Below are 13064 nucleotides of genomic sequence, written 5' to 3' on the forward strand. Positions count from 1 at the left end.
GATGTTGGTGAAGCCTTGGTTTTAGGACCATTGAAGATAGGTTTGGTGAAAGCAGAGAGGACATAATTAGGGGGTTAAACATGATAGGTGGAGTAGGTATAATGGATGTTAAGTGGTCGCAAAACCTTAAATTTAAGGCCGTATTTGATGAACCGAATTACCAGGAAATACTTAGGGGCTTCATAAACCTTGATTTAAGGCTATTTAGAGAAAACCCATTCGCATCCTCAGTCATTGTGTATAGGATGCTGGATGGAGTATTTAATGCTAGAGATTTGGAGTTGAAGAGTGGTTCAGAGCCAAGACCGACATTCATACTCATTGATGAGGCCCATAATTACTTTCCTCAGGAGAATACTGAGGATGTGAATAAGGACACCGTGGAGGCCATGATAAATAGGTTAACAAGACTCGGTAGGATTAGAAGGATTGGTGTAATATTCGCAACCCACACCCCAGACGACCTAAATGGATTAATACTCCAATTAACAAACACAAAAATAGCCCTGAGAAGTGAAGAACAAATACTAGAGAAGGTAGGATTAAAGGAGCATGCCGGTGAAATAACCTATGCACAGGATGGGATTGCCGTAATAAAGAACTATGCATTAAGGACCCATACAATCACAATAAAGGCACTACCACCACAAGTAAAACGTAGAAGCCATAAATAAAATGTAGAATTAAGTATGATGAAAACACATCACAAAACATTAATTATCATAATCCCACCTAAAATCCACGGGCAAAAACTTAAAAACCATGAACAAAAACACTCCAATGGCCCCGTAGCTCAGCCAGGATAGAGCGGCGGCCTCCTAAGCCGTAGGTCGTGGGTTCGAATCCCACCGGGGCCGCCAGTTGATTTATTATATTAATAGGTTATTGTTAATATTGATGTAATAATATACTTTATTTAATGAGAATATAATTAAGCTAAAGTATGCATGCTTTAATGGTATGGGTAAGTTGGATGGTAGAGTGTCGATGGTAACGGGGGCAGGGAGTGGTATTGGTAGGGCTATTGCGTTATTATTTGCTAGTGAAGGTTCTAAAGTAGTTGTTACTGATGTTAATGATAAGGGCGGTGAGGAGACTGCAAATATGATTAGGGGTAATGGTGGCGATGCCTTATTCGTACATGCTGATGTTTCTAGGGCATCTGATTGCGAGAATGCCGTTAGGGAAGCCGTAAAGCGTTATGGTCAGTTGGATATTCTCGTTAATAATGCAGGTATTGACTTACCGAGGGCCAAGCCTTCGGCTGACTTTTCTGAGGATGAGTTCGATAAGGTCATTAGCGTAAATTTAAAGGGCGCTTGGTTAATGAGTAAGTACGCAATACCCGAAATGTTAAGGCGTAGTAAGGGCATTATCGTAAATATTGCCTCAGTGGCTGGTATAAGGCCATTACCACTAGCAATGCCCTACTCAGTATCTAAGGCGGGATTAATAATGCTTACAAAGAGTATGGCCGTGGAGTATGGTAATCGTGGAATTAGAGTTAATGCGATAGCGCCAGGGTGGGTCAGTACACCAATGGCTGTTAGGGCAGCATCTGCTTATGGAACAACCTATGAAGAGTTCACAAAACAATTCCTTCAAAGGATACCACTAGGTAGATTTGCCGACCCAACTGAAATAGCTAAGGTCGTGCTTTTCCTGGCATCCGATGACTCATCATACATGAATGGAGCTGTGGTTGTGGTTGATGGCGCAATATCTATAGCTTGATAAAGCTAACATAATATTGAATTTAAAATTAAAAATAAATATTTTTACATTTACAAATCGAAATAGTAGATTTATATTTTGGGATAGAAAGTAAGATAATAGTGGAACCAAGTCCTAATGGATCACCGATCTTATTATTATAGTTAAGTTGATTAGTACTTGTTTGTTGAGTTTTAGCGAATGGTTAGGAGCGTTTATTTGATTTTGTTTGTTAAGGGGCTGCGGACCTTTGTTTTTGGTATTGTTAGTGTTTTGACACCTATTTACCTTGCCATGCTGGGTTTTTCACCTATTTATGTCGGTGTTTCCCTGTTCTTTGTGGTTCTTGGTAATGTATTTTCTAACATATTGTTGACTTGGTTTGGTGATGTTATTGGTAGGAGGAGGTTGTTGATTATTTTCAGTTTTCTTATGTTTATGTCCGGAGTATTGTTGTTTTCATTCTCGTTATATCTGGTGATTGCATTGGCGCTATTTATTGGCAATGTAAGTACTACGGGGACCGAGACAGGCCCTTTTCAGTCTGTTGAGGTTGGTGTCTTGCCGAGATTTACAGGTAATAGGTTGGGTAGAGTTTTGGGTGTGTATAATTTAATTGGTTATTCTGCCTCGTCAATCGGTGCCCTCGCTTCCTCGTTACCGGCATACCTAGGCAATAATCTATACGTCATCAGGTCTATGTACCTGGTTTATGCCATCGCTGGTTTAGTTATGATTATCGTTTACAGCGCATTAGGTGGCATTGAGTCGTCAAGAAAGGGTGTTGGCTTAAGGAGGTTAAATAGGTCTGCCGTTATTGATATTAGGAATTTATCAGTATTGTACTCGATGGATGCCTTTGGCGGTGGGTTAATAACGCAGTCCTTATTATCGTATTGGTTTTATGTTCGTTACGGCGTGTCTTTGAGGGAATTGGGTGTTGTGTTCATGGTCGTTAATATAATTACTGCATTGTCATTAGTGATTGCTCCGCTCATAGCTGAGAGGATTGGTAATTTAAGGACTATGGTATATACGCACATTTTATCAAATGTATTTCTGATCCTAATACCATTCGCCGGAACATTTCCTGGAAGCCTCGCATTTCTTCTGCTAAGGCAGAGTGTTTCTCAGATGGATGTGCCAACTAGGCAGGCGTTTATGGCACAGATATTCAGTGATGAGGAAAGGGTTGCCGCTAACGCAATAACGAATACGGCAAGGAGCATTAGTTCCCTGCCTGGATCACCGATAGTTGGTGATTTAATATCACTAGGACTTTATTCCTTACCTTTCGTGATCAGTGGATCAGTAAAGATTATTTACGACCTAACAATATACTTTATGTATAGGGGAAGGGCTAAGTAGTGTCATGAACTTTTGCTCATACCTTCTAGGTGAAGTATGTGATGAACTTACGATAATTACTTGCCAAACAGATGAAATTGTGCGTATTTTTGGTAGATATTATCAGTAAGCTTTTTATATCTGAAATAGAAAGTAATTAGGAATGTCAGTACCATTCCCAATGATGTCAGGATCCACCATAGTCCTTTATTACCCATTTAACGGCAATTCACCAAGAAGGAAGATACCCGAGGGCATTAGGATCCTTGAGAGGAAATACTATGATTTAGGCTCCCTTCTTTGGTTTATTGAGGCTTGGTATTGGGAACCGAGGGATGGCAACTTTTACTTTGAGAAGGGCTCGGATATACATCCAAAGGTGCCAGCCGTGTATCTAGTTCTACCGCCACCAAGTGCTTCACCGCAGAAGGTGGCTACTGATGGTGGGTCAGGGAAAGTTGACGATGCTAATAAGCATTTCATCTTCTTATCATTTATGCTTATGCCAGTGCTATACATAATTAATGCCATGATTTTGAACATAAGCACTCGGGTAAGTACGTACACATTAGATGTTGTTCATGAAGCTTCCTCATTTGTCATTACCAGGAACGTTAACATTGACCTGGGGTTTGGCGAAACATAGCTTTAGTAGTACGTAGCTTAGGGACGGAGGATTGAGCTGAGGATACTTGTTGTACTCAGTGGTCGGTTTTCACATCACCTCGTCAGTCCTGGAAGGATTCAGCACACTAAGGTAATTTAATAACAGTACTTAAGGAATTTTTGGCCCAATGATGATTAGTGACACACCTGAGCTAATGACGAGCAAGGGCGTGACTGACTATTTGCTAGGGATTACCTCATAAACCTCAGACTTAATGAGTCTCCACCTATCGAACTCGAACCTACCATACACCCTTTTATCACTAAGTACCTTAGGCAGCCACATAATGTCATCCTCCCACATATTATTGTAAGGGATCTCATCAATACCAAACCATATAGGCTCAGCCTCACTAGACTCCCTGGGCGTTCCATCGAAGTCCCTGGCCAGGAATACGTGTACAAAATGCACAGACTCAACCCTATCATCCTCGTAATTCCAAAACTCGAGAAGCCCCATCCACTCTAGATTCCTTGGTGTGATGCCAACCTCCTCCCTACACTCCCTAATCGCGGCTGAAACCACGTTCTCACCATCCTCAACCTTACCCCCAATCCCATTATAATAACCAGCGCCGAGTCCACGCTTCTTCCTTATCAATAGGACCTTGCCCTCCTTAACCACGTAAACCAGGGTCTCTATGAATATCATTCCATAATTCATGAAGCATCTAAGGAATTAAGAATTACCTTGAGGCAATTCGACACATTTCATTTATTATCTTTTGGCAATACTTTCTATTTCCTCAAGATCCTTCCTGGCAGTCTCTATTCCGGTCAGCAATGCAGTTGCGGCCATTAGTAGTACGAAGGCCCCAATCCAACCCAGGTACTGTATTATTGAACCGGTGTAGAGGAAGATTGGTGTTAATGCCCCAAACACGAAATTCGCAATCCTATTTAGGGAGAAGGCAATCCCGTCAGCGAAGGACTTAACTTCCACTGGGAAGACCTCGGTCTGAACCGTGTATGCACCACTAACTACTAGGAATGTTAGGAACATAGCTAAAGACAGCGAGTACTCAAGCTCTGGAGCCCTATATGTAGCTGCGACGTACCAAAATGCGAATCCTAAACCAACTAGAGAAGCCATTAGTAGGACCCTCCTACCAACCCTATCAAGCATTAGTGAACCAAGCATAGCGCCCAACGTAGCGAAGACCCAAAGAACCAGTACCGTATTTAGCATATTGCCATAGCCGCCGCCCCTGAGCGCCACAAGCATTGGCGTGAATATCGTGAATATCGACGTCGTACCTGCACCAACCCAGGCAGCTGAGGAGTAAATGAGCATCTTCCAGTAATCACCCCACACCTTCTTGAATGATATTCTTCTACGCCCTGGGGCACCCCTGAGTAACCACCTTGATGACTCCGGCAACCTACTCCTGAGTAGTATTACTATGGCTGCGGGCACGGCACCAGCACCTAGGATAATCCTCCATAGGATGCTTGGGGATAAACCCATGGTGAAGAATACATGAGCCAATAGGGCGCTGATTAGGCCGCCGAGTGGCATCATTATTAATGAAACACCAAGTAGGAGACCCCTCCTCGGCGTTGGTGACTCTTCAGAGAGCAAGGCTGGTCCAGACACTATGTCGGCACCAATACCGAAACCAACCAGGAACCTAAGTACCAGTAGTTGCTCGGGAGATATTACGAATGCCGAGAGGAGGGAGCTAATTAGGAAGAAGGCTATGTCGCTCAATAGCGCTACCCTCCTACCCCTAAGGTCGCTGAACACACCGAAGACCAGGGCACCAAATACACCACCTATGTAAGTGGTTGTGCCGAGCAATCCCTGCATCTCTGGAGTCAAATGCATGAAGTGAATCAAGAAAGGTAGAACAACACTGATGTTGAGTAGGTCATAACCATCGAGGAAAGTACCCAAGCCAATGAGCACCGATAACAAGACATGGCTACCCCTATACCCAGTGCTTAACCCCATCAATCAGTCACACTGTGATACGCCTAGTAAAAAATAACCCAGCACGATTAGGTGCTGACAATTCTAATGAGACCAGGCCCACCCTCCTTACCACCAACCTCGAACTTAACGCCGAGTATTCTCTCAACAATGTATATGTTAGTTAAGGCATGAAGAGTTATCTTAGAGACGCCGACGACACTGTTGCCGGCCAGGGACATGTACGGTATCACCATATCACCCATGTACTCATCAAGCGCCATACCACTCCTTAAATTCTCGAGCAGTCCCTTGGCAGCCTCCTCACCAACCACCTCCGCCGGCTTACCCCTCTCACCAAGCGCATCCGCACCCTTAATCAAGCCCTTACTCGACACAGCCCAGAGAACAATACCGCTGCCAGGGCCTAAGTGCGGGTCCCTGCCTTGTTCATAGGTCTCCACGGCAATGTCAATTGGGACCTTAACCCCAGCCTTAACCAGGTACTCCCTGACCGAGCTAGCCTGCCTATGAGCCACGTGGGCCGGCAACCTAACCGCGTGTGAAATGCCCCTGATCTCCTTCAGCTCCCCAAACTCAACAACCTCAACAGGCCTTAGCTTACTCGGCTCCACCGTAAGCACAACCTCACCACCACCCCTCGGGTAATGGCCTCGCCTGACCAACCTCACCTCAGCCTTAACGCCGAATAAGCCGAGCATTGGAAGCATGACGAACCTCACGTAGTCGATTGGTGGTGACCAGGGCACGTCAGTGCCGCCGGTTATCGTAACCATACTCCTACATGGGGCGAACACGAGTATTGGTAATATTGTCTGAATTACTAGCGTAACCGCGCCTGCGGTGCCAATGTCGAACCTAAACTCGCCGCAGCCAATTTTCCCCGGCTTAAACACGAGCTCCGTGGAGCCCTTTACGGCGCCCGTGACCTGTGCATTGGATATCCTGGCGGCAGCGATAACGCCGGTCAGGTGCTGCTGTTGAAGCCCCGGATTACTCCTCTTGGCCCTAATGTTGTATATCCTAACTGGCTTACCCGTGATTGCCGACAGCGCCAGTGCTGTCCTAAGTATCTGCCCACCACCCTCAAGCACTGAACCGTCAATCTCCACAAGACTCATCACGCAAACAACCAACAAGGACTTTAATACTTAACGCAATCACCATTAAGTCTCCTAAGCGCATTAACAACATCAACACCAACCACCCTCGCATCAACATAATCAACGAAGACAGAGAAGACACAACAGAGGAGCCTAATTACCGCCACAACGCCGTCCCTACCCACGGCAGCCCTATCGCCAGACTCAGCCGCCTCCCTCGTAAGGTGAAGTACGTACTTATTAACATCCCTAATGATCCTCTGGACATCCTCATAACCAGGGCACTCCTTGACCCTACGCCTAAACTCCCTGGCACTCCCGCGTTTGAGGTATGGCAGGTAGTAAATTACATCCTTATACCTCCTACCCCTAACAATCTTGAAGAACTGAATCAAACTACGGTAATGAGCGAGTACAGACTCAATAAGCGCCGCCTCGATAACATCCACGTACTCACTCAAATCACATGCAGCGCCCAGGTTCATCAATACCCTATACATGCTCAGTATCCTCTCGTACTCATGGATGACCTCCATCAAGTAGCTCCTAAGTGAGCTCATGTGATTAAGTACCTGGAACCAGTTATATTAATTTAATTCAAACCAAACATAGAAAAGCCTAATCGCAGTGGTGACTTGATGGTCAACGAGGGCGAGGAGGCTCCTGACTTCGAATTACAAAGCCACGATGGGGAGGTAATAAGGCTATCGAATTACAGGGGCAGGTGGGTAGTGCTCTACTTCTTCCCAAAGGCCTTCACCAGCGGCTGTACGAGGGAGACCCAGGAATTCGCCAGGCTCTGGGATGAGCTCGAGAAGCTGGGCGTCGTGGTGTTTGGCATAAGCACGGACTCGGTAAGCACCCAGAGGAAGTTTGCGGAGAAGTACGGCGTGAAATTCAAACTACTGAGCGACAGCGAGAAACGCGTATCACAGGCGTACGGAGTGCTAAGGCCTACGGGGACTGCGGAGAGGGTCACATTCATAATAAACCCGGAGGGCAAGGTGGCTAAGGTAATTAGGAAAGTTAAGCCGGAGGAACACCCTGCCAAGGCCTTGGATTTCCTGAGACAAAGTATGTAAAATGATGCGAAAATTAATAATATCTATTCAATATAATTAAAATGAGAATAGGTAATGTTTTAAAGGGGATTAACCATCCCATAATTAATGAATGGGAATAAACTAATACCCATACTCACAGCACTCACGTTAATAGCTGTCGCATCAATAATCACAGCCCACGTACTTGCGGCAACACCCACGATGCACCCAATGATTAAGCACGGCGTTGGCTACGCATCAACAGTCTACAGCCTAAACTGGGCTGGCTACGCAGTGCCCGCACAGGAGGGCACTGTGACTAGTGTCGCAGGCTCATTCATCGTACCATCCGTGACCTGCACCAAACAAACAACCTACGTAGCGCTCTGGGCAGGACTAGACGGATACAACGACAGCACAGTGGAGCAGGCCGGAATAGCCGTAGAATGCAGCGGTGGCAAGCCCATGTATTGGGCTTGGTACGAATTTTACCCATCACCCTCCGTTGAGATAAGTGGATTCACAGTTAAGCCTGGCGACGCGATTTACGTAAACGTGACATACGTAGGGGGTAACTCATTCCAAATAACCATTAAGGACGTGACAAGGAACGAGGCGTACACGGTGACGGGCAGCGTAAGTGGAGCACTACTCTCATCGGCTGAGTGCATACTGGAGAGGCCGACTGTTAATGGGCAATTAACGGCGCTGGCAAACTTCGGAACTGCGTATTTCGGGCAAGACTACACGGATGTAACGGGCACGTGCTACGCAACCGTGGGCGGTAGCACCACTGCCTTCGGAAACTACCCATCAACCGTAGAAATAGTGATGACTGCGTACAACGGAAAGATCCTGGCACAACCAAGCTTATTAACGCTTGACGGATCAAGCTTCACAGTAACGTACGTAAGCAGCAGGAAGTAAAAATGACTTATTTAAGGCCTTAGTATTAAAAATAGAACGTAAACAGTTTCTATATTGATCCATGACCATGAATCACCCTAAATTATGAGAATTATCGTAGATTGTATAGTCTTATTATCTACTTTAATTGATACCTTACACTGTCTTACATTTAACTCCTTAAGTTTTAACAATGGTTAAAATAACTATTTAAACATTGTCTTTCAATTAAAATAGATTGAAATTAACAATGTCATTTATGTAATGAAACGTTGTTTTTAATGGGAAATGTCAAGGCACTGACTAAATACTATGAGCTTGCTGTTACTGTGAATGGGTATGTCTGCCCACTGACCGTAATTATGTAACCACTGTATTGGATACCAACCTGGGCGGCCTGAGCACCACTGCATGATGCCGTGATGCCACTTGGCATAACTATTCCACTAGAAATAAATGCGGAAACCTCACTAAAGGCCCCATTACTTATTATTAATGCTATTTTTAATTGACCTCCCTGAGTTCCAGCCAGCACCTGCACTGGGCTTGAAAACACGCATGATAGACTACCCAACGTGAAACCATTAATGCCAATGCCACTGCTTGACGGATTACTAATCAAGAACGTCAACATGGCAATGCTACCTGAACCAACACCAGTCAAACCAACAGCCTGCACCTGGAGGGTGGGGGTTGTTGGTGCGCATTGTTGTAGTTGGGCTTAGCATGATTGATACTGCCCCTGTAGGTTATTGTACTGATTTTGTAAATTCATCAACTGGCTTTTGCACGTTGAGTATTGGCTTTGTAAATTACTGTATTGGCTCTGCAGACCTGAGTACTGACTCTTCAAGTCATCATACTGAGCCTTTAAGGCATTGTACGCAGCCATTAACGTTGAGTAATTCTGGTTACTCACAAACCATAGAGTACCGAAGACTGCGGCTAAGGCAAGGAACACCATTGAAAGGGCTATCCATAGATTGCCTTGGATCATCAATTACTTTCAATCCTAAATAATTAATAAACCATTCTATAACAAACCGAAGACAATGCACAGAAAATTTACAATCACCGAGACGATGATGAAGAATAACCACACCAGTTACAAATGCTAATAGTACCAACATGAGAATCCCATAAGTAATAAACTACATTAATAACATCACTAACCATTAGACAAATCTTTATGGGAATTGTGTCTGACAAGGGTAATGAAGACTTCATGCTTGACGTAATCAATGAAAATAGCGGAATATTATCAAGCAATTTAGAAACACGAAAACACATCTATCTAACAACTTAGGTAATTAATGCATGTTTACGAAGTTAAGCTTGACTGAAACAAAAGGCCGTTTGACGAGGATGAGACGCTAGAGCCAAGAACTGAGGATATCATAAAATAGAGAATTAACGAGAATACAACGAGCCCAGAGCTTAATATCTAAAGCCCAACAATCAATGACCTACCCTGAACAAGGAATACAATAAAAACATGCTCGCTAGAGACTACCGTCTAGAGTTATTACGGGTTCAATATGGGCCTTAACTTCTCCTTTAAACATTCCTCAAGCCTAATCCTTAACTTATTCCTGACCCTCCTATTGCCTTGTTTACTATCACTTAATTCCTTGCACGTGACCACGTATATCCTTAAACTATTGATCTTCTCACCCAGAATTTTCTTAACGAACTCCTCCCTACCCACGGCGTCAAGCCCAACCCATTTACTGCTGTTGGCGCAGATCTCATTGAGGTAATGCATTAGGAACCTAACAACACCCTCAGAACCACCTATATGAACCGAGCAATGCTCCTTCAATAACCTACGGGCTACGTCATCAGCCTCACCCACATAATAAACCCCAGAGCCATCAAAGAACACGTAAGCACCAGCCCCATGAACATCAATGCTCCTACAATCATAAACACCAAATAAACAATCACCAACGGAAACACCAATAATATCCAAGCAACCCCTAATGGCTCGTTCAATATCACTAACCTGAACCATTAATAATTTTGCCCTTAATAATTATTTAAATTTTAGCTTTCAATCTGTTATGTCATAACTTGAAAAAGAAAAAGAAACTAGATATTAATAATGTATTAAATAGAAATTAATTTACGTAATTCATTTATAAATCTACAATTACCAGGTGGATTGAGAATTACGGCCTTTGCCCTTTCAGTATTCTTAGTGATGTTTTTGATAATGCTCTTCGCTATAATTAGGATAGTCTATCATTATTAATATTAATTAATTCTTCAAGTAACTCCGGGTTAAATGATATGATTATTAGGTCATAACCTTCCCTACTCATTATGTCAATCAAGATAGCTAGAGATATAGGTGAATGGCTCGGCTTTAGGGTTAAGAAGGAGTATAATATTGATAACTTTAGGGTTGACCTAGCCTCCCTAAAAATATGCCTATGATAGATACGGCTCTAGGCTAATCTACGTAATTGCCAAGGACGAGGAGACCGTGATGAAACTAATAAACGAGACAATACAGGTCGCATTCCACGAAATCAAGGACCAAGTAATCATAGTAAAAGCCCAGGAATTAAGGCAATTACATAAAGCTTAAATGGGTCGTAAATCCTATAATGGTTATCACTCCTGGTCCTTCCTAGAACCCAACAAGGACTACAGACCATTTAAACTGGCTAAGGAGGTTGGTAGGGTTCCGTCAAGTAAGGTCGAGCTTAGTAAGGTTAAGGAGGAGAGAGTTGGGAAATTCATTGAGAGGCATATATTAATTTCACTTCACGACCACCTACAGATCTACCCGGAGAACCCAAGTGAGTACTTTGAGTATACCTGGCGTAATAGGCCATTCATAGGCTATGAGGGATTGGCCGCCTCAGGGCTTGATGCGGTCTTCGATGGCTTGCTTGATGGTGAGAGCATAATGACTAAGGACCCCCTGGAGTTGGGATAATGTGGTTTATCAAATTGGTATGGAGAGGGCCGACACTGAGCACTCGGGCATAGCCTTCATCGGCTCTAGGGCCGAGGATGCTGAGAGGGCCTTTAGGGAGGGTAAGATGGCAATTTTCCTGCACCTTGAGGGCCCACCCAGGATTGGACGTGATGTTGATAGGGTCAATGTTCTGTATGGGCTTGGTGTTAGGATGATGGGGATAGCCTATAGTGAGGGTAGTGAGCTTGGTGCTTGTTTGGCCTGCAGGGTTGATAATGGGTTGACTGACCTTGGTTATGAGGTTGTGGATAGGATGAATAAGCTGGGCATGATAATAGACCTGGCCCATACTGGCGATAAGACGAGTACGGACGCGATTAACTACAGTAGGGATCCAGTTGTCATATCGCACGCTGGCGCAAGGTCATTGCGGCCTTCAAGGAGGATGAAGCCTGACGAGGTTATCAAGACCCTTGCAGAGAAGGGAGGCGTAATTGGTGTTGAGGCTGCACCGCACACAACAATAACTAGGAATCACCCGAGACATAGTATTGAGAGCATTATGGAGCACTTCCAATACCTGAAGAAGCTTGTTGGTATTGACTACGTGGCCTTCGGACCAGACACACTATTTGGTGACCACGTAGCGCTGCATAGGGTATTTTCTCCACAACTATCACTGGCGGCATTCTATGAGGAGTTGCCTGAGTACCCAAGGGTTGAGTACGTGGATGGGCTTGAGAATCCATCGGAATTCATAAACATAGTAAGGTGGCTTGTTAAGCACGGCTACAGCGACAACGAAATAGCAAAAGTAACTGGAGAAAATATACTACGAATAATGAGGAGAGTCTTAAAGTAACTATTTTAATTGTATAAGAAAGATTTTAAATGAAATCAAAGGTAATGGGTTATTACGTGTTGGTTATGTTGATTGTTGTTCCGTTGTTGTATTGGATTACTTGTGTGCCGTTGCTGTAGGTTATTACGTATAGTGTGATTGGTTGATAATACATGGTATTGTAGTAGTAGGTGTCGAATGTCCATATTATTCCCTTAAGGTATGGTTGTGCAATCATGTAGTATTCTGGGAATGGCATCCAGTAATATGGTGCTTGCCAGTATGTTATGTTGTAGACTTCGGCAAGCATTTGTAATTGCTCCGTCTCATTCGTTACGAAGGGCATTTCAGCAGTCAACTCATTAACAATCGTATTATTAAACCAAGCCAGGTCTCCTGATAAACCACCATTAGCGACATTAAGCAGTGAATACATTATTTGATACATTGGGTCTGGCCAATCGGGCATCCACTCGCCATAGAAGAAGGCAGCGGTTGCATCTGGGGTTACCCAGGTATCGAATTCTGCGGATGTTACGTATGTTATTGATGTTGGTATTCCTATTTGGTTTAGGTCTTGGGT

The 13064-nt window shown here is 44.1% G+C and carries 15 protein-coding genes, 1 tRNA gene and 1 pseudogene; 9 read left to right on the plus strand and 8 right to left on the minus strand.

The window, feature by feature from the left end:
* Positions 1 to 80: 80 nt before the first annotated feature.
* The 5 genes from ACP5L5_RS10785 (at position 81) to ACP5L5_RS10805 (ending at position 3706) form a co-directional block, all read left to right on the plus strand.
* On the plus strand, positions 81 to 674 hold the full coding sequence (locus tag ACP5L5_RS10785) for an AAA family ATPase (RefSeq protein ID WP_428763710.1): 594 nt from the start codon (positions 81 to 83) through the stop codon (positions 672 to 674).
* A 108-nt stretch (positions 675 to 782) separates the two neighbouring features.
* A tRNA-Arg gene (locus ACP5L5_RS10790) sits at positions 783 to 860 on the plus strand.
* A gap of 121 nt (positions 861 to 981) precedes the next feature.
* Complete coding sequence (locus ACP5L5_RS10795; protein WP_428763712.1) at positions 982 to 1734, plus strand: SDR family NAD(P)-dependent oxidoreductase; 753 nt, start codon at positions 982 to 984, stop codon at positions 1732 to 1734.
* Between the two features lie 180 nt (positions 1735 to 1914).
* Positions 1915 to 3081, plus strand: coding sequence for an MFS transporter (locus ACP5L5_RS10800; RefSeq protein ID WP_428763714.1), 1167 nt, complete (start codon positions 1915 to 1917; stop codon positions 3079 to 3081).
* A 142-nt stretch (positions 3082 to 3223) separates the two neighbouring features.
* A complete protein-coding gene (locus tag ACP5L5_RS10805) occupies positions 3224 to 3706 on the plus strand; it encodes a hypothetical protein (RefSeq protein WP_428763716.1) in 483 nt (160 codons plus the stop codon).
* Between the two features lie 198 nt (positions 3707 to 3904).
* On the opposite strand, the gene ACP5L5_RS10810 is transcribed toward ACP5L5_RS10805, so the two are convergent.
* The 4 genes from ACP5L5_RS10810 to ACP5L5_RS10825 form a co-directional block, all read right to left on the minus strand.
* Positions 3905 to 4378: an 8-oxo-dGTP diphosphatase gene (locus ACP5L5_RS10810; protein WP_048057071.1), complete on the minus strand. Its 474-nt coding sequence runs from the start codon at positions 4376 to 4378 to the stop codon at positions 3905 to 3907.
* Positions 4379 to 4444: 66 nt separating this feature from the next.
* Positions 4445 to 5680, minus strand: coding sequence for an MFS transporter (locus tag ACP5L5_RS10815; protein WP_428763718.1), 1236 nt, complete (start codon positions 5678 to 5680; stop codon positions 4445 to 4447).
* Positions 5681 to 5727: 47 nt separating this feature from the next.
* The gene (rtcA, locus tag ACP5L5_RS10820) at positions 5728 to 6780 is read right to left on the minus strand and encodes an RNA 3'-terminal phosphate cyclase (protein ID WP_428763720.1); all 1053 of its coding nucleotides are present in this window, start codon (positions 6778 to 6780) and stop codon (positions 5728 to 5730) included.
* 23 nt (positions 6781 to 6803) lie between these two features.
* Entirely contained in the window at positions 6804 to 7322 is a 519-nt protein-coding gene (locus tag ACP5L5_RS10825) for a hypothetical protein (protein WP_428763722.1), read from the minus strand.
* A gap of 78 nt (positions 7323 to 7400) precedes the next feature.
* On the opposite strand from ACP5L5_RS10825, the gene ACP5L5_RS10830 reads away from it, so the two are divergent.
* Positions 7401 to 7844, plus strand: coding sequence for a peroxiredoxin (locus ACP5L5_RS10830; RefSeq protein ID WP_428763723.1), 444 nt, complete (start codon positions 7401 to 7403; stop codon positions 7842 to 7844).
* 87 nt (positions 7845 to 7931) lie between these two features.
* The gene (locus ACP5L5_RS10835; RefSeq protein WP_428763725.1) at positions 7932 to 8732 is read left to right on the plus strand and encodes a G1 family glutamic endopeptidase; all 801 of its coding nucleotides are present in this window, start codon (positions 7932 to 7934) and stop codon (positions 8730 to 8732) included.
* Positions 8733 to 9021: 289 nt separating this feature from the next.
* Here ACP5L5_RS10835 and ACP5L5_RS10840 read toward each other — a convergent pair whose 3' ends face one another.
* The 3 genes from ACP5L5_RS10840 to ACP5L5_RS10850 form a co-directional block, all read right to left on the minus strand.
* Positions 9022 to 9390, minus strand: coding sequence for an archaellin/type IV pilin N-terminal domain-containing protein (locus ACP5L5_RS10840; protein WP_428763727.1), 369 nt, complete (start codon positions 9388 to 9390; stop codon positions 9022 to 9024).
* Between the two features lie 42 nt (positions 9391 to 9432).
* Positions 9433 to 9708: a hypothetical protein gene (locus ACP5L5_RS10845; protein WP_428763729.1), complete on the minus strand. Its 276-nt coding sequence runs from the start codon at positions 9706 to 9708 to the stop codon at positions 9433 to 9435.
* A 528-nt stretch (positions 9709 to 10236) separates the two neighbouring features.
* Positions 10237 to 10725 carry a hypothetical protein gene (locus ACP5L5_RS10850; protein WP_428763730.1) on the minus strand — a complete coding sequence of 163 codons (489 nt, stop codon included), beginning with the start codon at positions 10723 to 10725 and terminating at the stop codon, positions 10237 to 10239.
* A gap of 579 nt (positions 10726 to 11304) precedes the next feature.
* On the opposite strand from ACP5L5_RS10850, the gene ACP5L5_RS10855 reads away from it, so the two are divergent.
* Together ACP5L5_RS10855 and ACP5L5_RS10860 are read left to right on the plus strand one after the other, a co-directional pair.
* Positions 11305 to 11658, plus strand: a complete 354-nt coding sequence (locus ACP5L5_RS10855; RefSeq protein ID WP_428763732.1) for a hypothetical protein — start codon at positions 11305 to 11307, stop codon at positions 11656 to 11658.
* A 1-nt stretch (position 11659) separates the two neighbouring features.
* Positions 11660 to 12502 carry a dipeptidase gene (locus tag ACP5L5_RS10860; RefSeq protein WP_428763734.1) on the plus strand — a complete coding sequence of 281 codons (843 nt, stop codon included), beginning with the start codon at positions 11660 to 11662 and terminating at the stop codon, positions 12500 to 12502.
* 52 nt (positions 12503 to 12554) lie between these two features.
* Here ACP5L5_RS10860 and ACP5L5_RS10865 read toward each other — a convergent pair.
* A pseudogene (locus ACP5L5_RS10865) lies at positions 12555 to 13064 on the minus strand (ABC transporter substrate-binding protein); the annotation flags it as partial.

It is taken from the genome of Vulcanisaeta sp. (genome assembly GCF_049966235.1).
Taxonomy (GTDB): domain Archaea; phylum Thermoproteota; class Thermoprotei; order Thermoproteales; family Thermocladiaceae; genus Vulcanisaeta; species Vulcanisaeta moutnovskia.